At 58.3% G+C, this 22,161-nt stretch carries 24 protein-coding genes; 2 read left to right on the top strand and 22 right to left on the bottom strand.

Translation table 11 applies throughout. The annotated features are described in order from the left end of the window. Positions 1 to 79: 79 nt before the first annotated feature. Genes AC3WOY_RS27445 through AC3WOY_RS27430 form a run of 4 tightly spaced genes read right to left on the bottom strand, consistent with a single transcriptional unit; the run spans position 80 to position 4,571 of the window. Positions 80 to 2,029, bottom strand: coding sequence for an ATP-dependent helicase (locus AC3WOY_RS27445; RefSeq protein WP_492429653.1), 1,950 nt, complete (start codon positions 2,027 to 2,029; stop codon positions 80 to 82). Positions 2,030 to 2,089: 60 nt separating this feature from the next. After that, positions 2,090 to 2,494: a hypothetical protein gene (locus AC3WOY_RS27440; RefSeq protein ID WP_492429652.1), complete on the bottom strand. Its 405-nt coding sequence runs from the start codon at positions 2,492 to 2,494 to the stop codon at positions 2,090 to 2,092. Between the two features lie 38 nt (positions 2,495 to 2,532). Then, positions 2,533 to 3,771, bottom strand: coding sequence for a tyrosine-type recombinase/integrase (locus tag AC3WOY_RS27435; RefSeq protein WP_492429651.1), 1,239 nt, complete (start codon positions 3,769 to 3,771; stop codon positions 2,533 to 2,535). Next, on the bottom strand, positions 3,768 to 4,571 hold the full coding sequence (locus AC3WOY_RS27430; RefSeq protein ID WP_492429650.1) for a hypothetical protein: 804 nt from the start codon (positions 4,569 to 4,571) through the stop codon (positions 3,768 to 3,770). The genes AC3WOY_RS27435 and AC3WOY_RS27430 overlap by 4 nt, the downstream gene beginning before the upstream one ends. Positions 4,572 to 5,146: 575 nt before the next feature. On the opposite strand from AC3WOY_RS27430, the gene AC3WOY_RS27425 reads away from it, so the two are divergent. Next, a complete protein-coding gene (locus tag AC3WOY_RS27425; protein WP_492429649.1) occupies positions 5,147 to 5,839 on the top strand; it encodes an N-acetylmuramoyl-L-alanine amidase family protein in 693 nt (230 codons plus the stop codon). A 311-nt stretch (positions 5,840 to 6,150) separates the two neighbouring features. On the opposite strand, the gene AC3WOY_RS27420 is transcribed toward AC3WOY_RS27425, so the two are convergent. The 16 genes from AC3WOY_RS27420 to AC3WOY_RS27345 form a co-directional block, all read right to left on the bottom strand. Beyond that, entirely contained in the window at positions 6,151 to 7,071 is a 921-nt protein-coding gene (locus AC3WOY_RS27420) for a hypothetical protein (protein ID WP_492429648.1), read from the bottom strand. Between the two features lie 547 nt (positions 7,072 to 7,618). Next, positions 7,619 to 8,596: a ParB/RepB/Spo0J family partition protein gene (locus tag AC3WOY_RS27415; protein ID WP_492429647.1), complete on the bottom strand. Its 978-nt coding sequence runs from the start codon at positions 8,594 to 8,596 to the stop codon at positions 7,619 to 7,621. Positions 8,597 to 8,599: 3 nt separating this feature from the next. After that, positions 8,600 to 9,796, bottom strand: a complete 1,197-nt coding sequence (locus AC3WOY_RS27410) for a ParA family protein (RefSeq protein WP_492429646.1) — start codon at positions 9,794 to 9,796, stop codon at positions 8,600 to 8,602. A gap of 316 nt (positions 9,797 to 10,112) precedes the next feature. Then, positions 10,113 to 10,364, bottom strand: a complete 252-nt coding sequence (locus tag AC3WOY_RS27405; RefSeq protein ID WP_492429645.1) for a hypothetical protein — start codon at positions 10,362 to 10,364, stop codon at positions 10,113 to 10,115. Positions 10,365 to 10,375: 11 nt separating this feature from the next. Next, a complete protein-coding gene (locus AC3WOY_RS27400) occupies positions 10,376 to 10,636 on the bottom strand; it encodes a hypothetical protein (RefSeq protein ID WP_492429644.1) in 261 nt (86 codons plus the stop codon). Positions 10,637 to 10,710: 74 nt separating this feature from the next. After that, the gene (locus AC3WOY_RS27395) at positions 10,711 to 11,019 is read right to left on the bottom strand and encodes a hypothetical protein (RefSeq protein WP_492429643.1); all 309 of its coding nucleotides are present in this window, start codon (positions 11,017 to 11,019) and stop codon (positions 10,711 to 10,713) included. A gap of 8 nt (positions 11,020 to 11,027) precedes the next feature. After that, on the bottom strand, positions 11,028 to 11,627 hold the full coding sequence (locus AC3WOY_RS27390) for a hypothetical protein (protein ID WP_492429642.1): 600 nt from the start codon (positions 11,625 to 11,627) through the stop codon (positions 11,028 to 11,030). Positions 11,628 to 11,662: 35 nt separating this feature from the next. Then, positions 11,663 to 12,319, bottom strand: a complete 657-nt coding sequence (locus AC3WOY_RS27385) for a hypothetical protein (protein WP_492429641.1) — start codon at positions 12,317 to 12,319, stop codon at positions 11,663 to 11,665. Between the two features lie 100 nt (positions 12,320 to 12,419). Then, the gene (locus AC3WOY_RS27380) at positions 12,420 to 12,731 is read right to left on the bottom strand and encodes a hypothetical protein (protein ID WP_492429640.1); all 312 of its coding nucleotides are present in this window, start codon (positions 12,729 to 12,731) and stop codon (positions 12,420 to 12,422) included. Between the two features lie 473 nt (positions 12,732 to 13,204). Further along, the gene (locus AC3WOY_RS27375; protein ID WP_492429639.1) at positions 13,205 to 14,401 is read right to left on the bottom strand and encodes a hypothetical protein; all 1,197 of its coding nucleotides are present in this window, start codon (positions 14,399 to 14,401) and stop codon (positions 13,205 to 13,207) included. A 55-nt stretch (positions 14,402 to 14,456) separates the two neighbouring features. Beyond that, positions 14,457 to 14,630, bottom strand: coding sequence for a hypothetical protein (locus AC3WOY_RS27370; protein ID WP_492429638.1), 174 nt, complete (start codon positions 14,628 to 14,630; stop codon positions 14,457 to 14,459). Between the two features lie 29 nt (positions 14,631 to 14,659). Continuing rightward, positions 14,660 to 14,824: a hypothetical protein gene (locus tag AC3WOY_RS27365; protein ID WP_492429637.1), complete on the bottom strand. Its 165-nt coding sequence runs from the start codon at positions 14,822 to 14,824 to the stop codon at positions 14,660 to 14,662. Positions 14,825 to 15,253: 429 nt separating this feature from the next. Then, the gene (locus tag AC3WOY_RS27360) at positions 15,254 to 15,730 is read right to left on the bottom strand and encodes a hypothetical protein (RefSeq protein WP_492429636.1); all 477 of its coding nucleotides are present in this window, start codon (positions 15,728 to 15,730) and stop codon (positions 15,254 to 15,256) included. A gap of 22 nt (positions 15,731 to 15,752) precedes the next feature. After that, positions 15,753 to 18,239 (bottom strand): DNA topoisomerase IV subunit A, encoded by a 2,487-nt coding sequence (gene parC, locus AC3WOY_RS27355; RefSeq protein WP_492429635.1) that lies wholly within the window; start codon positions 18,237 to 18,239, stop codon positions 15,753 to 15,755. Positions 18,240 to 18,269: 30 nt separating this feature from the next. Continuing rightward, positions 18,270 to 18,863, bottom strand: a complete 594-nt coding sequence (locus tag AC3WOY_RS27350) for a hypothetical protein (RefSeq protein ID WP_492429634.1) — start codon at positions 18,861 to 18,863, stop codon at positions 18,270 to 18,272. A gap of 117 nt (positions 18,864 to 18,980) precedes the next feature. Next, a complete protein-coding gene (locus AC3WOY_RS27345; RefSeq protein WP_492429633.1) occupies positions 18,981 to 19,292 on the bottom strand; it encodes a hypothetical protein in 312 nt (103 codons plus the stop codon). Between the two features lie 241 nt (positions 19,293 to 19,533). On the opposite strand from AC3WOY_RS27345, the gene AC3WOY_RS27340 reads away from it, so the two are divergent. After that, positions 19,534 to 19,863 (top strand): hypothetical protein, encoded by a 330-nt coding sequence (locus AC3WOY_RS27340; RefSeq protein ID WP_492429632.1) that lies wholly within the window; start codon positions 19,534 to 19,536, stop codon positions 19,861 to 19,863. A gap of 176 nt (positions 19,864 to 20,039) precedes the next feature. On the opposite strand, the gene AC3WOY_RS27335 is transcribed toward AC3WOY_RS27340, so the two are convergent. After that, positions 20,040 to 20,372 (bottom strand): hypothetical protein, encoded by a 333-nt coding sequence (locus AC3WOY_RS27335; protein WP_492429631.1) that lies wholly within the window; start codon positions 20,370 to 20,372, stop codon positions 20,040 to 20,042. A 60-nt stretch (positions 20,373 to 20,432) separates the two neighbouring features. Next, positions 20,433 to 22,046: a hypothetical protein gene (locus AC3WOY_RS27330; protein ID WP_492429630.1), complete on the bottom strand. Its 1,614-nt coding sequence runs from the start codon at positions 22,044 to 22,046 to the stop codon at positions 20,433 to 20,435. Between the last annotated feature and the right edge of the window lie 115 nt (positions 22,047 to 22,161).

Genomic DNA, 22,161 nt, shown 5'->3' with positions numbered 1-22,161 from the left:
GCACGCAGGCACTGTCCAGATCGCTGAGTTGCCACACGTTGCTTAGTTATTGTCACGAGAACCAGCCGTTCTCGCCTCCCTACTGCAGCAGCTCCTCCTCTTCCGGGAACGGGAACCCATCGGGCGCGTCAATCAACGCCCTCGGGACCTCCCGCAAAAAGCGCGACGCCATGAAGTAGTTGTAGTTGCCGGACACCATGCGGCTGTTGGCGTGTGACATGTAGAGCTGGTGCTTCGCGCGCGTGATGGCCACGTACATCAGCCGCCGCTCCTCTTCGAGCCCTCCCTCCTGCAACGCCAGCGCATGCGGGAACGAACCGTCTTCAAGGCCGATGATAAAGACGTAGGGAAATTCAAGCCCCTTAGATCCGTGCGTCGTCATCAGCGTCACAGCCTTACCGCTCTTGTCGCCCTCAGGCGCGTCAACGGCGCCGGCCAGCACGATATCGGCGAGGAAGTTGTCCAGCGGCGAGCCTTCTCCGCTGCTGTCGTAGGTGTAGATGAACTGAGCGGCGGCGTTGACCAGTTCGTCCATGTTTTCGTTGCGCTCGGCCTCGCGGATTTTTTCGTGGTGAGCCGCAAGGCCAAAAAGGTCGATCACTTCCTGAATGAACTCGGGAAGAGTCACCGAATCGAGGAGGTTGAAGACGTTGTCGGCCAAGCTGATGAACGCGCCGAACTTGGACTTACCGCCGGCCGCCATCTCGTTGGCGGCGGCGGTCCACAGGCTCACGCCCTGTTCTTTGGCCGCCGCTTCGAGATTGCCGATCGACTTCGTGCCTATTCCGCGCGGCGGGTAATTGCACACACGCAGGAACGCTTGGTCGTCGTGGCGATTCTGCGCCAACCGCAAATACGCGACCAGGTTCTTAATTTCGAGGCGGCTGTAGAAGCGGACACCGCCGACAATCATCGCCGGGATGCCTCTCCGCATCAACGACTGTTCGAGCAGGCGCGAAAACGCGTTGACCCGGTACAGCACCGCGATGTCCTCGTACGGTGTTCCGTCCGCATATAGTGCGCCGATCTCGTCCGCCACGAACTCCGCTTCTTCAATCGGGGTATCGAAACTGCGCAACAGGATCGGGTTGCCATCGGCCTGCTCCGTCCACAGGGACTTGCCGAGGCGGTCCTTGTTGTTGGCGATCACGCTGTTGGCGGCGGCGAGGATATTGCCGGTCGACCGGTAGTTCTGCTCCAGCTTCACCAATTGCCCCTTGGCGTGGTCGCGCAAGAAGCGGTTGATGTTCTCCGGTTCGGCCAACCGGAAACCGTAGATGCTTTGATCGTCATCGCCCACGGCAAAGATCGCCGCAGAAGGATTCTTGAGCATGCCGAGCCACTGGTACTGCAGCTTGTTCGTGTCCTGGAACTCGTCAACAAGGATGTGGGTGAACCGCAGGCGGTAACGATCGAGCACGGCCGGGTGCGCGGTGAACATTTCGAGGGTGCGCAGCATCAGTTCGCCGAAATCGACGAAGCCGTAGCGGTCGCAGCGCTGCTGGTACTCGTCATAGAGGTAGGTCATGTCCTTGACGCGCTGGAATGCCCGCGTCAGGTCGATGTCCCGTGGACGAATGCCCTGCTCCTTGTTTCGACCGATGAAGGCCGCGACGTCCTTGGGCAGAAATTCTTCTTCATTCCACCCCAGCTCCTTGAGCATCTTCTTGACCAGTGTGAGCTGCTCGTCCTGGTCGATGATCTGGAATCCCTTGGGCAGGTTCGCCGCGACGTAGTTCTCGCGCAGCATTTGGTGACACAGGCCGTGGAAGGTGCCGATGAACAGCCCGCCGACATTGTCGACCAGCTTCAACAGCCGTTCCTTCATTTCCTTGGCCGCCTTGTTGGTGAAGGTGACCGCCATGATCTGAAGCGGCTTAACCTGCCGCTCCTTGATCAGCCAGGCGATGCGCGTGGTCAGGACTTTCGTCTTGCCGCTGCCGGCGCCGGCAAGGATCAGGGCTGAGCCGGACGGAATCTGGACTGCTTCCAGCTGCTTCGGGTTCAATGACGCCAAGAGGGTTTGCATGGGTGGTAAGGCTCCTATACCGGATAACCGGGGGCCGTTTTATACGTATAAAACGCGGCGCTAGTGCGCGCCGTCGCTGGGTTTGTCCGGATTTTCGCCATCCAGCATAGCGGTTCCCGACACCGAATCAATATATGCGGCAGCTTCGACGAGGCGGCAGGCGGCGGAGAGGGTGTGCGCGGCCTCCGTTCGGGTCTTGATCGGAACGGCACCGGGCAACGTGAGATAGAGCGCGAGCGTGACGGGATCGACCTGCACGCCTGTGCGGCTCAGCAAGGGCTGGGCGTCCTTCAGGATAGTAATGGCGTCACCGGACCGGGAGGCAGTCTGCGCACGGTCGGTCAGCCTCCATCCGTCGTCGCCCGACGGCTCGCAGTACAGCCGGATCTTTTCGCCGTCGTGCCACGTCAGCTGCGCCGTCCATTCCGCCACGCCCTGCTCTTTTGCCGAATTGCTCCACGCCATGTGGGTTTCTCCCTGAGCGCTGTTTCGCTCGTTGTAATTTATGCTGCGATCGATTCGCGGGCCAGCGTGCCCGGGTTCGCCCTTTCAACCGCTGCAATCAAGTCCAATGCATCCTGATCGGTATAGATCATCGTCGTTTCCAGGCTGCTGTGGCCGAGCGCAGCAGCCACTTCACGCACGTCCTGCCCTTGCAGTAGCGATGCCTTGCCGAAGGTATGTCGCAGCCAGTGCGGGGACGCGTCGCGCAGGCGCCGGGCAGCGTCATGCTCTCCCCGCGCCTCCATTTCGGTTGCTGTCTGCTCGAGACGCCCGGTGACAATCGCGTGAATGGTCTGGCGCGTGGTGACTTCCTGCCAGAGCTCAAAGAACCGGCGAGTCGATGGGCGCTTGACTACCTTGTTGCCAATCGTGATGCCCCTTGTGCGGGGCGACAGGATCAATCGGGTTTGTTCGCCGATCCTCGGGGCGGCTGGCAACGCGTAGGCGCGACGGTAGGTAGTGAAAGCATCCCACACCGCCTGCGTGACCGGAATCTTGCGTTCTTTACCGCCCTTGCCAGTCTTTTCAGTCACATGAAACACCCAGTACCGCTCGGTGCTGCGCGGGACGCTCAACTGGTAAAAGGCATTCATGCGTGCATGCACGAGTTCGCTGGCGCGCAGGCCCAGCCCGCGTAACGCCTCAAACACGAAGCGGTCGCGTACTGCCTTGAGCCGGTCAAACATATTCTGGTAAGCGGATCGGGAAATCGAGCCAAGGACCGCGTCGTACAGATCCAGCGGGATTGCGCGCTGTGCATTAACCTTGCGGACATTCTTGGTGCCTGACAGCCCCATCGGGTTGATCCGCACGTAACCCATCTTGTTCCAGGCGTTGAACAGCCCATGAACAAAGCGCACGACATCGGCCTGGCTGCTGTCGGACGGCTGGCGGCGAAAAGGCGTCCATCCCGGCTGGCCTGCCTCAGCTTTCGGGGCGCTGATGGCGTCGGCAGGCAGCTTCTCCAGGAATGCGACGAACTGCTCAACATCCTGCGCGCTCCAGCGAGAAGGCGTAATGCGGGCGACATGCTCGCAGTACCAGCGCAGCTTGGCCAGATGATATTGGTACGTCGCCACGGTCTGCCCGCTGGTGCTGCGGCTGCGTCGCTTGACGGCGCTGATCACCACTTCGGCGGCTTCCCAGTCGTCGGCAACGGGGCCGAGTGCATGGCCGGGTTGCGGACAGGCGACCATCGCGTCCTCGGCGCCGGCGGGGGTCGGAACGAGAAGGATCATTTGGTGGGCTCCTGCCGCAAGTCGGGCGGAATCGGTGCCCCGCGCTGGTACGCAATCTGCCGGAAGTACTCGACGTGCTGCTTGGATCGTTTGAGTTCACTTTCGAGGTGGTTGTAGCGATCCTGCCATGCGCGTGTCTCACCCCGGACGGCGTCGACGGCACGCATGGAGAACAGCCGCATGTCGTCCAGCGCCTTGGTCAGTTCCTGCACCCGCTGGGTCTGCTTGTTGGCGGCCTCGTTCGCCTGGGTCAACTGCGCCGCGAGGGAGTCGCGCACGGCAAGCGCCGCCTGAAGCTCCGCGGCCAGCCGGGCAGCCTGGGCCTGTACCTTCTCCAGCTTGGCTTCGGTGTCGGCGAGCCGCTCCTGAAGAAAATCGCGTTGCGACATAGCGATGCGGCCCTCCATGTCCGGCCCGCCCTCGCGTGCGGCCGGCCGCGCACGCCCAATCGCCTGCTCGACGGCACGCTGGATAACCAAGGCCAGCTCCGCACCGCCGGTCTCGGTGACCTGTCGTGCTCCCGATGCCTCGACCTCCAGCGTCTCCTCGAATGCCGCCTTCTCCAGCGCAAGGGTGGTGACGGACGGTCGGCGTGTCGGTGCATAGGCCTCCAGCAAGCGCTGGTAGATCGCCGGGCTGAAGGTTTTCCCGGTTGCCGTATGCACGGCGCGGATGAAGTCGCGCACGAACGGCCGGTGTGCGCGCGCATGGACGTCCGGGTGGCGTTCATGCACGTGCATCATCTCTGCCACCAGCGTCTTGGCTTGGTCATCGCTGAGCTGAAATGGCGGCCTTGGCATGGAGTGCTCGGGAATCGGGGGGAAAGGGTATGCGTAACATTAACAGTAATAAATATAACGCACAATACTATCAATCTTACTTAGTCTAGATTAAGTAAAGCTCCGGGGAGTAGGTGAGGATGCGGACATATGCTGTTATTTTTACCTGATTTTTTGCACGTTTTTGTTCCTCGTCCCCCACCCGGTCGACGCGATGGTGGCGGATTCTCTACAGCCGCTGGTGCCAGATGCGGCGAAGCGGTCGAGGCCTAGATCGAATTGAAGTGGGTAGCCGCCGCGACTCCGCATCCTTCAGGGCAGCAGCGGGCGCGAGCCTGGTGCACACTTCCCTGTCCCGCGGTCCACCCGATCGAAAAAAGGTGATCTAGGATTTTGACCGGCGTAAACGTTGGTGATAAGTTGACATCTAGCAAGGGCGGAAGTGGGACGCCTGGCCCTTCCGCTGACGTTCGATGCCTCTGAGGGACGGCACGAACAGGGGGAATGCAAAGATTAACAAATAGGCAAGAATCGGTGACAGTATGCGAAACGCGGTTGAGATGGCGAAACGGTATAAAGCTGTGATAGCGGCGTGCTTGCTGGGGAGCGTCTCCCTTGGGCATGCGGCCGAGCGCAAATTCGTCGTGCTCGACGTCTCGCAGTCTCGGGCCAAACCCGGTACCGTAAGCTCGCGCGGTGAGCATGAATGGACGTACAACAGGGTGCTGGCCGTGGAGCTTCAGGCGGTACTCCGCGCCCGCGGCTACCTGACCAGCCTGGTGATGGTTGAGGATACCGCTACACCGGACATGTCGGTGAAGGACCGGGTACGCGCATTTGAAGGCGCCCACTTGGTGGTTTCCCTGGCGCATGAACCGATGCCCAACAAGTACTACAGCTACTGGAACGCACCCGGCCGGCGTACCGCGTACACGGACAAGTTCTCGGGCTACAGCGTCAGCGTCAGCAGGCAGGCGCAGAATCCGGACGGCGTTATTTGCGCGTCCTCGGTCGGCATGGCGCTGCGCCTGTCGGGATTCAAGCCGTCCGGCTATTTGCTCGAGCAAAGCGGCTTTGGTGACAGCTCCCGCTTGGTCGCCGACAAGGACGGCCCGGTGTACTACAACGACCTGTCGGTGCTGATGAAAACGGCTCCCAATCCGATTTTCACCGTTGAATCGGCCGTCATTCAAAACCCGGACGACGAAATCATGCTCAAGAAAGCCGACTACCGGAAAGGCCTGGTGACGGCGATCGCGAACGGGGTCGATGCTTGCCTCACCCCGTGACGGTCGCGTTTTATACGTATAAAACCGCCCTTCCCTGCCCTTCCGACCGCGCTTAGGCCAAGGCGTCCAGATCCTTGCTTGCACCGGGTCTCCGCGGGAGATTGTGTTCTGAAAGATTGTTCTTCTCCTTGGTAGGTTAAGGACTTGTATACCGTCGCTGGATTTCGGCGTCGGGATGCTGTGGAAAAGTCCATGCACCGTTGCTGCGGTCCCCCTCCTTCGGCCCACGCTCCGCCCTGCCCTATCCAGTTGGGCGAACGCACCCTGGGTCTGGGCAAAGGTGTTGGCGCATTGTCAGTGGGCTGGCCATGTCAGACGTAGTGCTGCGGGCGGACCATGCGGTAATTCCCCTTCATGAGCTTCAGGGCAATCTTCAGGTTCAGTGGCTTCGTCCACGAGCCGCAAAGACTCTCGATCCACGCCTCCCCTGCTGCCGAAGACACATGCAAGGTGCCGACAGGCGCTCCGTCCATCTCCACCATGTAGCCGTCGTAGCGGGAATCGAGGCTGTCGAGCAGCTCCCGTGCGCGGCTCTCGTCGTCCTCTGTCGCCCTCGCCTCTTGGGCTTGTTTGCCGACCCACGCCCAGTCCACGTTTTCCTCGATCAGGCGGGTGAAGTACGCCATGAGCGCATGGCCGGTCAGTCCGATTTCCTCGATACGCCGTGCACGCGCTGCGTAGACTGCTGACAGCTTTTGCCCGCGCTTGGACGCCATGCCCATCAGCTTGAAGATCTGGGGTGCCGTCATCGCGAGAGCGAGCAGCGGCAGGAGGTCCTTGGGCAGCCGGGTGGTCCGGTCGATCTGGTTGGAGGCGATTTTCGCCGGGACGGCGGGAATTGTGTTCGTAGATTGTTTACTTCCCTTGGTATGTTCTTTCTCTTTAATACCGGCGCTGGATTTCGGCGACGTCCCCGTGTGGATAACCTTTTCGAGTCCAACCAGGATCAATGCCTTGGAGGTGAATCGGATCGGCACGACGGAGAACTTGCCCCAGTCTGCCCCGGCGGTGCGCGGCTTGTGACGCTGGGGAAGACGCACGATGTACCCCTTCTGCTCCAGGATGGCGAGGTGAGCGCGAAGTGTCGATATAGCGATATCCCCGGCTTCGAGTGCAAGGGTGTCGCGCGCCGGGAAGATGGCGTCCTTGGTCTGGAGGTTGTAGAAGGCCAGTGCGGCGTGGAGGACGCGCTTGGTGGCCTTGGGGATGTCGAGACAATTAAGGGGGTGCAAGGCAGCTGCACGGGCATCGATCAAGGCGCGTGGCAGGGTTCGACCAGTGGCGTTTACGGCCTGGCAGGTACAGGCGGCATGAACCGCCGAAGCTTTTTGAGTCTTCGTTTTTTTCGGGTGCACGATATCGCTCCGCTGCTCGAAAACGAGCGCAAAGGTTCACGGGACACACGCTGGGGAAGTGTTCGGGCGTACTAAGCCCTGACGTTGTTGTGAAAAATCACAAAAACATCCCTAAGCGCGCAAGATTGTGGGTGTGGCGTCTTGCACTTCGAAGAACTTAGGGATAGACTCGAATCTGAGCGTGATCGAGACACAATCCCTTGTGTTCTCCGGTTGCAGAGATCCCCCGGCGCCAACCGGGGGATTTCTTTTTTCGGCCACGGATTATTTTTTACGTGGTCACGTTGATTCTCCTAAAGTCATGATTTCATAAGTCGTTGATTTTAAAGGGTTCCCGAGTTGGTAAACCAATGAGGCTAGCCCTTTCTAATGCACGCTGATCTCTAAGTCATTGATTTTAAAGGCTTCCCGAGTCGGGAACCCTTTATTGTCCGCCTCGATTGGAAATTCTTTCCTTTATCCATTCCTGAAACGCAGACATTGTTTCTGCTGCTTCTTGCTCATTAGCAAATTCGAGTTTGTAAGCTGTCCCAATGCCGGTCGGGCGGATCGTGACGTACTTGGCCTTTCCCTGTTTGATATGTATGGGCTGGGGCTTTTGTGTCGCCGGGGTTGCAGGCTTTTGTGAAGACGCCGCAAGCCGGACGGCTTCGTCCTGCGTGATCTCACTTTTGGCTAACTTTTCAAGCGCCCGCACCACTCCATCGCCCTTGCCAGAACTGGCTAAGGCTGCCATCTCGGCGGCTGCGGTAGCACCAATGCAGTTCGGGTTGGCATCGAGTATTTGAATGGCTGCGGCGGGTAGCCCCTGAAAAGCCAGGAGGCGCTGAACTTGAGACACCGAAAGCCCCGACTGTGTTGACATCTGTTCAAGCTTGAGGTCGGGCTGGATCGCCAGCATCGCTGCGAAGCCTAAATACTTCTCATAGTCCGGGAGCGGCGCCTGCATGAGATTCGCGTAGAAGGCTCCGATTGTTGCTCTATCTTCTGCAAGCGTTCGTATTACTGCGTCAATCTCTGTTCTTCCAAGCTTGCGATATGCGGCAACACGGTTGTGGCCAGAAATGATCTCATAGCCACCTTCTGCGCGGGGTCGTACGGTTATCGGCGTGATTAACTCGTTATGGCGCAGGTTCTCAACTAGCTCGTCAAATTGCTGAGTTGTAAGCCGGCGACGACGTCCTTCGACTTCATACAACTGGTCAAGCGCAATCGTTTGGGCGGGGGTTCGCGCGCGGGCTTCCTCTAACTCTTTTTCCAGAGCAAGTACTCGTCCTTGAAGCCCCATGAGCTGCCCAGGCGCAGTGCGAGGTTGATACGGCCCCGATTGCGTCGGGGTGTCAACGTCGTCGAGATTTACAGCGCTCGCCTTTGAGGCGAGCCGGTCCTTAATGGAAGCCATTTATCACTCCTTCGGGCTGGTCCACACTCGGCTGCACTTTTGATCAACCAAATCAACTAAGCGATCATATGGATCGCAAATTCGGCGGTAGGCCTCTGCGCTACCTTCCCAGTTCGGGCGATCGTAGACCGTCGAGAACTCGGTGCTCGTCGTTGATGCCAACGTGGTTTCTGGGATTTCGAGCGGAAGTACATGGTCGCCATATGTCTTTACGATCCAGTCTCTACAAATCTGGTGCGCCGGCTTGTTTGCCATCCGACAAATTAAAATATCAATGAAGTCATACTCCTTTTCGCGTCGCGATCCGCGCCCGCGCATGCCGTGGATGAGATCGGAAAACAGTTTCCAAAACTGCACCATGGAGGCGAACGAAAGCGTATCGGGGACAACGGGGACAAGAATGGAATCGCCGGCGAAGAGGGCATTGATAGTCAGGTAGGACAATGTCGGTGCAGTGTCCAGAATGATGTAATCGTACTTGTCGCGTAAGCATTCCAGTCCAGCGGCCAAGACCTGCTCGAACTCGAATGCAGCCCCGCTTTGATTGGTTCGCGCGGGAAGAAGAAACTCTGCATTGAACAAGTCGGTGGAAGAGGGGATAAGGTCGAGGTTGGTCCAGTACGTTTCTTGGGGCGCGTAACTGAGGTCAGCGGCCTCACCCTCGATCAGCGGCAGCACTGTCTGCTCCGGGGACACTTCAGCGTGAGGGTTTATCCCGAAGAACGTTGTCGTCGATCCCTGTGGATCGAGGTCTACAATGAGGACCTTACGACCATGCCGCAATGCGAGGCCTTGAGCAAGGATCATTGATGTCGTTGTCTTCGTTACCCCACCCTTGAAATTACCAACGGTAATGATTGAGCCCTTAGCTCCCTGCGGCCGGGGTACTGGCTTCCGTACGGCTTTTACCCATTCGATTACCTCGGGCAACGCAAACTGCCGCATTTTGCCGGCCGACTCCTGCGTTCCAGCTGGTAGCTTCCCGCTGCGCAGTAGCGACTGCATCCGCGTCTTGTCTATTTCGCAGAGCGCCTGAAGCTTGTTGCTGTGATAGATCGGCACTTGCTTTCGAGGAAACGGCTGAAGCATCGAGTTACGGATCCGTTCGAGCATGACACCCGAGCGATTGGCAAGCCTTAGCAGCTCGTCGCTATTAACCTTTATCTCGGAGGTTGGGGGTAATTCGAGGTCGAGTGTCATATTGCCTTCCTGTGATGATTGCGCATAGCCGCGCCCCTTCAGCCTCGCGGGCCGAATTTTTTGATGCACGTATGTTTACATTTTGGAAGGTTACTACCGGCTACGGGTTAACGCAACAGAAAAGGTAGCAGAATTGGACAACCGTTGCGAAGCTGTTCAAGTGGTGGCAAGCTGCTTTGCCGGTAAACTGCGTAATCGGCCGAGCAATTATGTAGACGGGGGAAGGAAAAGTCCCCTCATGCGGGCTATTTTATACGTATAAAGTCGCAATAAAAAACCCGCCACAGGCGCGAGGCCAGGGCGGGTTCGGATTGCACTAATGCTTCCGTTCAAAGAACTCGCAGCAGTGCCGCGGATTCATGAACTGAGCCTTCGGGCGCAACTCGCAGTGACCAAACCCCACGTAGGGGTTGTAGTCGCCGCGGATCTCGTCGGGCGAGACCTCAGTGCGCTTCTTACATACTTCGCACCGCTTGTCGGAAATGGGTTTGAGCCCGTCCGGGGTGTCGTACCGCGGGGTGCGGTAATCGACGAGCGATACTGCCTTGATGTCTGCAAACAGATCCATGGCCGCCTCCGTTAGTGCAAGAGAGAGCGGGTCTGGGCCGTGACGAGCAGGCCAACGTCGGCGGCGATCCGGATCATCGAACCCAGCGGGTCATTCAAATCCAGTTCGCCATCTTCGATGGCCTCGAAAACCCAGTCATCCCAGATTTCAAGGATCGTCTCGCCGACGGAACCGTCCTTTACGTTCTGCTCATAGAGCGAAACGCACGCACGGTCGCCGTCGAACCAGGTGCGGACCATTGGTACCGTCACTGGGGCGGCAGTCGTGTTCATGGTTACCTCGCTAAAAGAACGAGCGAGTGCACCAGGCCCAAGCGGGCAAGGTGCAGCCCGCTCAGGGTTGATGATCAATGTACCGTCAGCGCATACAGGGGATCTGCATACTCTTTGATGACATTGCCTGCTTTGGTGATGCCGTCGAGCTGCAGGTCTTCCCACATGTCGTCGGGCAGGATGACGCCCATTTCGTCCAACGCGACCTCATACATCGAGAGATCGGTTGGATGGGTTTCATCAGCCTTCAGATGGTGGTAGATCGCAGACTCCTCGTCGGCTTCGTCCATCAGGTGGACTGTCATGAAATAGCCACCCAGAGGGCGATCCCATCCCATGACCACTTGGACCGGGCGGCCGAGGCCGTCCACTGTGTTGATCACGCGGCGGCTCATGCTGCACCTCCCATCGTGAACGACTTGGTCATCAGAAAACTGCCGAGGAGTTCACCCCGGTAGGCATGTCCGATGACGTCCTTGCATTCGGAAAGCGAGCCAAGGCTGCTTTCCTCGCCATCTTCGCTGTCGACAACGCGAAAGTACCGGCCGGTGCGATCAGGCCAAATCCGCAGACGCTCGCCGCCCTGGACAGCGCGGAAGGAGCGTTCGCCATTTTCGAAGTCGATGTAAAACAGCGTGTCGCCGTAGTACACCAATCCAACGAAATCCTTCAACGGCTGAGCCGTATAGAAGGAATGGACCGCGGTCTTGACCAGGAACGGTTGGCGACCGAGACGCGCCATCGGTTCGCTGTAGGTGTTGCACAGCGAATCGAACTGCTTGGAGTAGGTGTCGGGCGAAGTTGCATTGCCGCTGATGTCTTCGAGCGAAGACCACGCGCGATAGACCTCCAGCTTGGCCAGAAGCTCGTCGTGGTCTTTGCCGAGAAACTGCAATTCACGGCCATCGACTTGGCGGAGAAGGAACGAGCACGACGGCAGGGACGGAAGCATCTGCCAGACATAGCTCGATGTTTGAATCAGGGTTTTCATAGATTTCTCACTTGAAAGAGTTGGCTTGCGCCGGATTAACGATAAGAAACGCGGATGAAGGTTGGCTTGGCAGTCGAGGGGGAGGGCGATGCACTCTCAATCGATAGCTCAAGCAATGCTTTCACAGGAATCGCGATGTAGATCACGTCACGCTCCGTCGACTTCTCGGAAGAAGAGACGATGGCAACGAGATCGCCGTGGCGATCGATGACCGCACCGTCATTGCCCAAGTCGTAGCTGGCCACAATCTGATAGGCCTTCAACCTGGAGGAGACCTCCAGATGTCCGGTCATCTGCGCAATGGCCACTGCGGGGTATCCGCGAGCGTCATCGGCGTAGATTGCAACCGTGTCACCAAGGGCAACATCAGCACCGACCTGCACTTTGGCGCCGGCGAGACCGGCAACAGGAAGGACGCAGACATCGCGTATTTCAGCGACAGGAGCAACGGGCTTGAGCGCGGCGCCCTGTGAGACGACGAGCCGCTTCGCTGCGGTATCACACTTCGTGGCAACCAGATCGGGAGCGACGTAGTACGCCGTCTTTTTCTGGTAATTACTCGGTGCGACAACAGCGATTCTTGCAACTGCGGGATAGGACTTGTTGGTCAGGTCCGACGCTTCGGCGGGGCGTACGCCCAGCACAAGCAGGAAGAAAACGACCAGCAGCCATTCCTTGAAGTTTTGAGGCATTTCCATATCCTTTCGGCGCTTGCGCGCAAAAGAGAGAGCGGAAATGTTGTGCCCCAAGGGGACAGAACAAATCCCGCTCGGGTTGATGAAGAGGTGAGAACTATTGAGGCAGGGTGACCACGATGACTTCACCCTTGTAGACGACATACACCTTGCCTTCGAAAACACACACCATTTCTGGTTTGACGAACTTGCGTTCGCTGCGTGGGGTCTCGGAGTAGGCCAGAATCGATGAACGCAGCTGCTTCATCGGCTCGGTACCTGGCAGGTCGGGGAACATTTCCGATTGCTTGGCGAGTTCATCGCGTCGGCAAAAAACGGTAAGCGCCCGGTCGTCATCCATGGACATGACTTCGAAGTCGCGGGTAACAAGACCCAACGATTTCAATGCTGATGCAGCTGAGCGTGTCATGGCCGTGCCCTCCGCTTGGAACGGACAGCAGGATGCATAACGATCTCCATTGAAGAGAATCCGCTTGCGCGGTGTTGAGGGAATCCTGATGCAGAACGCATCAGGTTGCGAGATGCATGGCCGAGGCCATGCGAATTTCCGCCCGAAGGGCGACGCACACGATGTGCGTTGTACTGACGAGCAGCACAGAAAAAACCGATCACCGATAGGGCCCAAAGAGCCGCAGCGGAAATAGGTTTAGCGCACGGTTACGCGTGAATCGGAAATGAAAAACCCGGCTGAAGGTGCCGGAGAGGGGAATTGCGAGAAGAGGCTGCCCGAGGGCATTTGGGTCATGCTTGTAACGCCTAGCTTGCGGCAACGAAAATTGCTCTTGAATCGTACCCGCAATCAAAAGGACCGTCAACGTCGATGCCCCGTTTTATACGTATAAAACGGTGAAGAGTGCGAGCTTCTGCCCGCGCGGCGAGACATTATTCTGGTGTGATTGCCGGATAGGAGAGCGCAGGGTCCTTGCTCCCAACAGTGAACACGCCGTAGTAAAAGTGGTCCGGATGGTTCGTGCTGGGTGCCACATCGAACTGTGCAATAGCCTGGTAGTAGCGAGTCACAAACTCCTTGTGCACCTGAAACGCCGATTGATACTGGTCGTTCAGTACGCGCTCATTCAAGGGGAACCCGTAGTCATCTAGGAGAGCGCATGCTTTGGCGGTGATAGACCCTTCGTTCTTCCGGCGCGACGAGTAGACGGTGGCGCCGCTCTGCTGTTTCCGCATCCGTTCCACATAGAGCGAACCGATCATACTCACCCAACCCGACTTCCGCGAGACACAGACGGGTGGCCGACACCACAATCCGGCGAGTGTCGCAAAGAATCGCGCCACTGCTGGAGGATCTTGGTGCATACCCAACGGGAATAGCGCGACCTTACTGTTCAGGCCGAGGAAAGTAATGTCATCTATATGGTTCCGGTAGTCGAGGATCCGTCTTTTGTACTCCTCCGGAAGGATGCGGCCAACGGCATTGATCGCCTGTTCGATGGGGTTAGCGTTGTCCAGCGCGCGCCCCACGGCATTGCGCAGCAATTCGAATTCAGCCGCCATGCCGATGCGCGCCGCCGGGATGAAGGGAAACTGAATCTTGCAGAGGTCGTGATCGTACTTTTCTTGCGTCACAACGCGGGTTTGCTCAAGCCAAAGCAATAAGTCGAGCGGTGCGTACGGAAATTCATAGGCCAGGACCCGGTCGGCAAACCGATGGCGTACGGTCCCCGGGGCGTCCCAGTACAATTCCAGCAAGTCGTAGGCAATCGCGAATGCCGGCTTCAACACCTCTTCGTGACGGGGCTTGTTCACATCAATCAGGGAGGACGCAAGGCACTTCTTGTGGTACAGGACGAGCTTGCTAAGTGTCTCGCGGTCGTACCCTGGCGGGCCGACGTGTTGATCTGCACCGTAAATCTCCAGCAGACAGTACGCGTAGTGTTTCATCGCCTCGGCTGCAAGACCGGTGGCGCCCGCCTCGCTGACCATGCGGTCAATGCATTCCACGATCTTTCGTAGCCATTCGCGCTCGCTGTCGTTGAACACGCTATGTACAAGAATCTGATTCACGTACAACCAATCCAGAACGGAATGCGCTCCTTTTTGTTCCTTAGCTACGCGGCTCATTGTGTACCTCATCAGGAAAAAGAGGGCGGTGCCTTTTCAGCGCCGCCCCCTGGTCTTAGTCACCGGATTTCTCGCGTTTGATATCGCCCTGCTTTTGGGCCGGCGTCCGGTCCGCACCCTTGTTATACCGGTGGTCGTGGGAGCCGTCCTTCTTGGCGGTGCCATAAGGGACGGCGCGCATAACCATGGTGCGGGCGGCCTTATTGATGAAGAAGCGGGACAGGTTCATGATTTTTCCTCCAGTCTGGCCCAACACAATTACTCGTCGCGATCGCCGTTCGTGTCGGTGCGGCGGCCGCTGTCGCTGTGGACCACCTTGTCATAGGCGTCCGAACTAGCCCGGGCGACGACGGTCGACACGAACACAACGGCGGCAGCTTCCAGCAGGGCGGAGGCGGCGGGGATGGCGAAGAACGGCAGCATGATATTTCTCCTTAAAGGTTAGGGTGAAGAACTTGTCATACGTGTTGCTCAAGTTCTGAGGAGAAGAATAGCGAGCGATGCCAGAGCGTTCCAGCAGGGCAATTATGTACTTTATCCTGCACCGCGGAGCGTGGTAAAGGGAAGGGTAGTTGCGACAAATAAAGTCGCAAACAGTCTATTAAAGTCGAGAACGAACAAATAAAGGCGAGAACGCCGCACGACGGGAGGCGGCCGGTGCAGAAAGTAGGGCGATCCGCAGCGGTTCTCGACTTTATTTGCAGACGCGCTCCGATCGACGCGCTCAGTTTTCGACTTTACGTCTCGTGAGGTCCTGAGCACTGTCCGCCAGCAGCCGCACCGATGCTCAGTGCGAGTTCTCGACTTTTATCGAGCAGAACGCGCACTGCGGACTGCCGGCGACGCCCGGCATTACTTGGGTATAGCCGCGGAGTGGTCGCGGTAGGTCGGCACCTTGCTCATGTCATCAGTACCGAATTTCCAAACGGCGAGCGCCTGTGGAGGGACCTCTCCGAAGGCTGCGCGCTTGCTCCAGGCGACGACGTTGGCGGTGTAGGACAGAGGGACCAGTATCAATACCATGACGATCAAACCCCGGCGCCCGATCTCCCGGTCGGTAAATCGCAACCAGAGCTGCTTGCCGTAACGGAAAATGAGCCCGCCGAGAATCGCGAGCATGATCAGGTTGGGCACAAGCCTGGCCTTCAGGTCCTGCGCGGCTGACCAAAGCACGAACTTTGTCTGCTCGGTACTGGAAAGGGAGAGATCGTACCGAAGCTCGCCGGCGCCGGCCTGTGCCGCAGCACCCGGAACGATGGGGTCAGCGGCGAGGGCGAGCGTCCCGGTGAGTGTGACGGCGAGCAGGGCCAATTTGAGTAATCTGTGCATGGTGATGCTTGTCATAAGAGGGTCAGGATGAAGAGCACGTGTCGGGCACGAACTTGACGTCGAGCTTGCGACCCCGCCGCGCGCGCTTGCCGAAGAACCAGTCATAGTTCTCACCGTTGAAGTTGGCGGACTTGGCCTGGCCGCCGCGCCCCGTGCCGGCGACCGAGATCTTCTTCTGTGTCGCGTTGGATGCGCAGAGGGCGACTAGCTTTTCGCCGTCGTTCAATCCCATCAGCTGCACACCTTTGCCGCCGCCGGAGAGGCGCTTCATTTCCTCCATAGGGAAGATCAGCATGCGCGGCTCGTCAGAGATCACGGCAACGTTGAGGTTGGCGGTGGGGTCGAACAATACCGGTGCGAGGATGGTATCCGCGGCATCCACAGTCATGAACGCCTTGCCCGCTTTGTTTCGGCCGATCATGTCCCCGATATTGCAGACAAAGCCGTAACCGGCGCTCGACGAAAGCAGAACGGATTGGTCGGCGGCGCCGGCCAGAACGCGGACGATCTTGCCTCCCGCCTGCAGGTCGACCAGGGATGAGAGCGGCACACCGTCTCCCCGCCCGCCGGGCAGTTGGGAGACCTGCACGCTGTACGCCCGGCCGTTATTGTCCAGCAGGAGGAGGGTGTCGGTGGATCGGCACTCAAAGGCAGCGAGCAGCGCATCCCCTTCCTTGAATGTGACGGACGCGGCTTCGTGCCCGTGGCCGGTTCGCGAGCGAGCCCACAGCTTCTTGCTCAGCAGGATTGTGATCGGTTCATCCGGTACAGAAGTGGCCACGACAGCGCGTTGTGCCGCTTCGATGAGCGTACGGCGGTCGTCGCCAAACTTACGCGTGTCTTCACGGATCTCCAGCACGATCTGGGCGGTCATGGCGGCGCGATCGGCGAGCAGGTGTTCAAGAGACGCCTTCTCCGCGCGAAGTTCCGCCAGCTCCTGCTCGATCTTGATGCCCTCTAGCCTTGCGAGCTGGCGCAGGCGAATCTCCAGGATGTCCTCGGCCTGAATCTCGCTCAGGTTAAACCGGGAGATCAGGTCCTCCTTCGGGTTGTCGGAGTTACGGATGACCTTGATCACCTCGTCGATATTCAGAAAGACGATATGCCGGCCTTCCAGAATATGGATGCGCGCGTCCACCTGGCCGAGGCGGTGGCGTGTGCGTCGAGTGACAGTTTCAAACCGGAAGTCCACCCACTCGCGCATGATCTGCAGGAGCCCCTTCTGCTGCGGCCGTCCATCGTTGCCGATCATGGTCAGGTTGATGGGAGCCGAGGTCTCCAGTGAAGTGTGGTGCAGGAGCGTAGCCATGAACTCGTCGGGATCGACGTTCTTGGATCGCGGCTCAAGACAGAGGCGGATCGCCGCATCCTTGCCGGATTCATCACGTACGCCGTCGAGGTAGGACAGGATCAGCTGCTTGAGCTGCGCCTGCTCCGCCGTGATGACGTCCTTGCCCTTTTCCTTCTTCTTCGCCTTCGGGTTCACCAGGTCCTCGATCTCCTCGAGGATCTTCTTGGTGGACACTCCATGGGGAAGTTCATTGACGACAATGCGCCATTGGCCGCGGTCGAGTTGCTCCACTTCCCAGCGCGCGCGCAGGCGCAGCGAGCCGCGGCCGGTGTCGTAGGCGTTGTAGATGTCGTCAAACGACGAGATGATTTGTCCGCCGCCGGGAAAATCCGGCCCCTTGATGAAGCTGAGGACATCGCGCAGCGAGATATCCTGGCGCTCGATGAATGCCACGATCGCGTCGGACACTTCGCGGATATTGTGCGGGGGAATCTCGGTCGCCATGCCCACCGCGATTCCGCTGGCGCCGTTGAGCAGCAGGAATGGCAGTCGCGCGGGAAGAATCGTTGGCTCGGTGGTGGAGTTGTCGTAATTGTTGACGAAATCCACTGTGCCTTTGTCGATCTCGGACAGGAGCAGTTCCGCGATCGGCGTCAAACGCGCTTCGGTATATCGCATCGCGGCAGCGCCATCGCCGTCGCGCGAACCAAAGTTGCCTTGTCCGTCGACAAGCGGGTAGCGCAGGGAGAAATCTTGGGAGATGCGAACCATCGCGTCATACACTGATTGGTCGCCGTGCGGGTGGTACAAGCCCAGCACCTGGCCGACAACGCGTGCAGATTTCACATGCTTCGCATTGCGGTGCAGGCCCATGTCGTGCATCGCGTAGAGGATGCGCGTCTGCACCGGCTTCTGGCCGTCGCCAACCTGCGGCAGCGCGCGGCCTTTCACCACGCTGATCGCATAGGCGAGGTACGCATCTTCCGCATGTTGGGCCAGAGGCGTGCAGTCGTCCGGCAAACCGAAGTTGTCGTCCGGGGAACCCGGGGGGCGAACAGATCCCGATCCGATTCCTGAGGGCGTTACAACGACCGGCTCGTCTTTCGCAGGTTCGATAAACGAAGGAGGCGCCGCAACTACAGGCACCTCCCCGTTCCCAGCATCGACAGCCACTACATCATCCACCTGCGCAAACAGGTCCATCGTTTCTTCAGCCAACTTCTTCTCCCTAATGGCGTTACGTAGTGCTTAGCGCGGGCGGTAGATCAGCCCAGGGTAGAGCACCAGCTCGTCGACGCAGCGCTCCGCGATCGCTTTTTGCAAGTCTTCCGAGGTACGGTCGAAGTAGAACCGTCCACCAGTGTTGGGCTCGACCCATTCCGGGATTTGAACCCCTTTGAGTTCACCGACAGCCACATCAGAAGAAGCAAGGATGCGAACACGTGACACCCCGAGGTCGGGTGACTTCGCCCGCGCCGGCAGGGAGACTTTCGCGCCGCGCAGTACCTTGTAGTAGAGCAGGGCGAGAAAGGCTTTGGCGGTCCGCATGACGCCGCGAAGGCCAGTGCCGTAGTGGTAATACGCCAGATGGTTATCGACCGAGCACTCGATCTTGCCGGTTGCGTCGGCCGACAGCTCAACCTTGGCGGTGTGACCGCAGTTGACGCAGTGAGCGTTCGCGACAATGCTTGCATTGTCACCGTCCTTCAGAACAAAGCCCCGGATCTCCGACTGACGAAACGCTGCCAGGCACTCGGGGCAGTGAGCAACGAGCGCCTTAACGTGAGCCCGACCGATGGTCAGGGGCATTTGCGACTTGATGGTTGGCAGCTTGTATTCCATTTTCTTCTTCCTTTGCGGCCGGTCCGCTTATGGCAGACCCTCCGCGGCCAAAAATAACACAGGCATGTTGCAACTTCCTTTTGTAAGGACGCCCATTTGGGCAACTTAAAATCTTTTCTAATGCACGGCGCCGCTGGCGCATTCCATCGTCGCCAACCAACCAGTGCCGGCCGACATCGCAACGCCTTTTCGGATGTTCGCCAGCGCTGCTTGAATAACCTGCTCACGTTGGTGTGCGTCGCAGCCCGAGCCGATGATCGACCCGACGGTATAAGAGAGCAGCATCATTTGCATCATTGCACCGTCGCGATCGCGGATTCCGTGCTTCTGCAGGATCGGGTCACAGACCGTCAGCAGGTCGTTGACGACGCCCGCCAATTGGCCCTGGGTAACCGTATCGGATCGGGTGCTCGTGGTGTCGGTGTTCATGATTTGCTCCTTGTTTTCAATTTCACAGTACACGACAAGAAACCAAAATCAAATTTGCGCAAGCAACCGGAACCACGAAAGTCAAATTCCGAAGTGGGGGACTAGACCAAGAAAAGGTGGCTAGGTCAAAACCGGGTGCGTTTTCCGGAATTTGAATCCCTCTGATCGATCCGTATGATTGTTTTTGAGCCCGGAAGTACGCGGCTCAGGCAATCACCCCAATAACAATAGGAGTGCAGTCATGAAGACGATGCAACCCACCCCGCAAGGGGCGTCTCTCGAAAGCCTTGAAGCGGACATCAAGGACTTTCTGTCATCCGGGAATCAAGGGGTCGAGACTTGCGAATTGCATGTGGCAGTTCGCAATCCCGGCCTCATTGCTTTCTATTCCGATAAAACGGCGCGATCTCTGTCCGTCGTTCATATCGAGATGGAAAACCACGTTGATATTCAATCCGTCGAGTCGGCGGTGAATCGCATCAATAACGTCATCAGCGGCGTGGTCAGCAATGTACGTGGAGCGTTTGCGTTCTTTAGTGGACGACGCGATACCCGCAGGACGCTCAACTAGAGCGAAGTCGTATGAGAAAAAAGGCCGCATAACGTTATGCGGCCTTTTTTTCGTCGCTGGCGCAGCCTTTGTCCGTAACATGAACGCCCGCCTTTATTGCTCGATCGGCGCTTTGACAGCTAACGACCTGGCGGTAAGCTCTTGTGCGTCAACCCGGCTGTGCCAGCACTGCATCTTTAGGCAACCAGCTCAGCCGATGCTTCCTGCTTATCGGGGAAAGTCCTCGGCAGGCCATGGGTTGTTTCGAACGCCGCGATTTCGGTACGAGTGACACAAACGGAGCGTCGTGATTCAAGCACTTGCACCGTAAGCTTTCCCTCGTCCGGGCCGCTGTCTGCATGTCGGTACTCGGCGCCGAAAACCTCGATGACGTCCCAGCCGTCGCCCTGGTCGGAATCGATGCAGCTAATTTGGAACAAGCGGAAATTTTCGCTGAAGGGTTTCAGTTTCTCCAGGGCCAGCTTGCCGTAGGTGGTGTCTGCGAACATGTCTTTTGTCATGTCAGTCATTCTTTGCTCCCTGTGATGTTGAGATGTCGGGGAAGCCCGGTGGGATTCCCCAACGTAGTGTTACCAAACGTGGACTGGTGTCACGAAGCTCTTTACGCCTTTGCCAGTCAGGCCGTTATTGACAAATGTGATGCTGTGTTTATCGGTCGCTTCCTTGTCGTGATACACGATCACGTAGCGGTCGCCACGCTGAGGCATATTTGCAGAGTTGGCGCGCGGGGTGAGACGAACGCGAAGACCTTCGCTCGGGCGTCCAGCGTCATACCCAAGTTCCACACCTTCGGGCACCGGGATCTGGATTACTGCGACGCCAGAGCGCTTATCGCCCCGGATATTGCCGAATACCATGTTGGTGCCGATAAGGTCGTCAGGTGACGAATGTTCCTTGAAGACGAGGATGCTGAATCCCGAGTACGGGTTGGTGAAGATGTCGTACACCAGCGGTGAAGTGAATCCGGAGTTTAGATGGTCACCGCTCGGGTTGAACTCGATCACCTTGCTCGTTTCCGATGACATGGCGTCGTTGATGTCCACCGCAAATGCAAACCGTCCGCTCTCAGTGAATCGCGGGTCGATATACGTGCCGTCGTTCAGTTGCAAGAAACCACCGACGGTTTTCATGTATTCGCTCTCTGTGGGCAGAGTAAGCGTATTCATGTGCATATTGACCGGATCGCCGAAGCGAGAGGTCCACGTACTCGCATCCTTGATGCGGGTTGCAATCGCCGCCGGCAACGTTCCGGTCAGATCGAGGTTCTCCACCATGCGATCGGTAATCTTGAACTGCTGCTCATGGCGGTCAAGCGCGATCTTGCCCGCATTCGATGCCATCGCGACGATCTGGCGCGAGTGCGATGTCAAGCGGCCTTTGACCTGGCTATCAACCTGCGCGTGTGTGCGGATGTCGTCCACTGACGCGGCGACGGCGCTAGCGAGATGAGTGGTCGCTGTGCCGGTCGATGTATAGATGCTACGCGCGTATTTCTTGGTCAGCGTGGCGTGAATTGCATTGATCGAGGGGTTGTCCGACGCGGACGCAGCTCGATCGACGAAGGCGAGTTCGCCTGTTGCAGCAAGCAGCGACGACTGCGTGGAGAGGACAGCGTTGAGCAGAGCGGCGTTGGATGCGGGATGAGAGCCAAAGACCGAAACGGATGACGGGATCGTAAAGTATTCCCGGATCTTGTTCTCCACCGTGGAGACGGCTTCGCCAGCATGGATCAGTTCAGCGGCCAAGGACGTGACGGCATTGATCTGGGTAAATCCCTTTGTGCTCTCCTGGACATAGCCCTTGAGCACGCCTCTCATATCGGCACGTGTGACGGTGTCCGTCGCAGTTCCGTCAGCGAGTACAACAAGCGTATTGCCGACCGGGCAGGTGATGTTGAAGCGCCCGTTGTTATCTGTCAGTGCCTTCGCCTCGTTGTCATTCCAGACCTGGTCCTTGTTAATGTCGCAGAAAACGGTCGCGCGCGACACGGGGCCGTCGAACACAAGGCCGACGACGTCGCCCGGCGCCGGGCCGGTCGGCTTGGTTGGCGCGGTCGGTCCACCTGGAGTGGTGGACGGAGATTGCGTGGCTGTTTTGGAGGTTCCAGCGCCGCCGCCGCAGCCGGCGAGGGTGAGGGCAACCGTAAGTGCAATAAGTGTGCGGGAGTAGGTAGTGGGAGTCATTGTCCTATCGCTCGGAATGCTCGAATTCCCTGAGCATGTGATAAACCCCTGCATGGAGGGGGCGTAGCAGATGCGTCCTCGGTGATCTGCCAATCGCCCAATTAGAACAAAGAAA

It is taken from the genome of Noviherbaspirillum sp. FW303-A3 (assembly GCF_058788695.1).
Note: the sequence above shows the minus strand (reverse complement) of the source record. Positions and strands in the feature narration are given on the sequence as shown.

Bases quoted from the DNA above. Each gene is read 5' to 3' on its own strand.
- AC3WOY_RS27445 (WP_492429653.1), bottom strand. From the start codon at position 2,029: ATGCAAACCCTCTTGGCGTCATTGAACCCGAAGCAGCTGGAAGCAGTC.
- AC3WOY_RS27440 (WP_492429652.1), bottom strand. From the start codon at position 2,494: ATGGCGTGGAGCAATTCGGCAAAAGAGCAGGGCGTGGCGGAATGGACG.
- AC3WOY_RS27435 (WP_492429651.1), bottom strand. From the start codon at position 3,771: ATGATCCTTCTCGTTCCGACCCCCGCCGGCGCCGAGGACGCGATGGTC.
- AC3WOY_RS27430 (WP_492429650.1), bottom strand. From the start codon at position 4,571: ATGCCAAGGCCGCCATTTCAGCTCAGCGATGACCAAGCCAAGACGCTG.
- AC3WOY_RS27415 (WP_492429647.1), bottom strand. From the start codon at position 8,596: ATGGCTTCCATTAAGGACCGGCTCGCCTCAAAGGCGAGCGCTGTAAAT.
- AC3WOY_RS27410 (WP_492429646.1), bottom strand. From the start codon at position 9,796: ATGACACTCGACCTCGAATTACCCCCAACCTCCGAGATAAAGGTTAAT.
- AC3WOY_RS27405 (WP_492429645.1), bottom strand. From the start codon at position 10,364: ATGGATCTGTTTGCAGACATCAAGGCAGTATCGCTCGTCGATTACCGC.
- AC3WOY_RS27400 (WP_492429644.1), bottom strand. From the start codon at position 10,636: ATGAACACGACTGCCGCCCCAGTGACGGTACCAATGGTCCGCACCTGG.
- AC3WOY_RS27390 (WP_492429642.1), bottom strand. From the start codon at position 11,627: ATGAAAACCCTGATTCAAACATCGAGCTATGTCTGGCAGATGCTTCCG.
- AC3WOY_RS27385 (WP_492429641.1), bottom strand. From the start codon at position 12,319: ATGCCTCAAAACTTCAAGGAATGGCTGCTGGTCGTTTTCTTCCTGCTT.
- AC3WOY_RS27380 (WP_492429640.1), bottom strand. From the start codon at position 12,731: ATGACACGCTCAGCTGCATCAGCATTGAAATCGTTGGGTCTTGTTACC.
- AC3WOY_RS27375 (WP_492429639.1), bottom strand. From the start codon at position 14,401: ATGAGCCGCGTAGCTAAGGAACAAAAAGGAGCGCATTCCGTTCTGGAT.
- AC3WOY_RS27370 (WP_492429638.1), bottom strand. From the start codon at position 14,630: ATGAACCTGTCCCGCTTCTTCATCAATAAGGCCGCCCGCACCATGGTT.
- AC3WOY_RS27365 (WP_492429637.1), bottom strand. From the start codon at position 14,824: ATGCTGCCGTTCTTCGCCATCCCCGCCGCCTCCGCCCTGCTGGAAGCT.
- AC3WOY_RS27360 (WP_492429636.1), bottom strand. From the start codon at position 15,730: ATGCACAGATTACTCAAATTGGCCCTGCTCGCCGTCACACTCACCGGG.
- AC3WOY_RS27350 (WP_492429634.1), bottom strand. From the start codon at position 18,863: ATGGAATACAAGCTGCCAACCATCAAGTCGCAAATGCCCCTGACCATC.
- AC3WOY_RS27345 (WP_492429633.1), bottom strand. From the start codon at position 19,292: ATGAACACCGACACCACGAGCACCCGATCCGATACGGTTACCCAGGGC.
- AC3WOY_RS27340 (WP_492429632.1), top strand. From the start codon at position 19,534: ATGAAGACGATGCAACCCACCCCGCAAGGGGCGTCTCTCGAAAGCCTT.
- AC3WOY_RS27335 (WP_492429631.1), bottom strand. From the start codon at position 20,372: ATGACTGACATGACAAAAGACATGTTCGCAGACACCACCTACGGCAAG.
- AC3WOY_RS27330 (WP_492429630.1), bottom strand. From the start codon at position 22,046: ATGACTCCCACTACCTACTCCCGCACACTTATTGCACTTACGGTTGCC.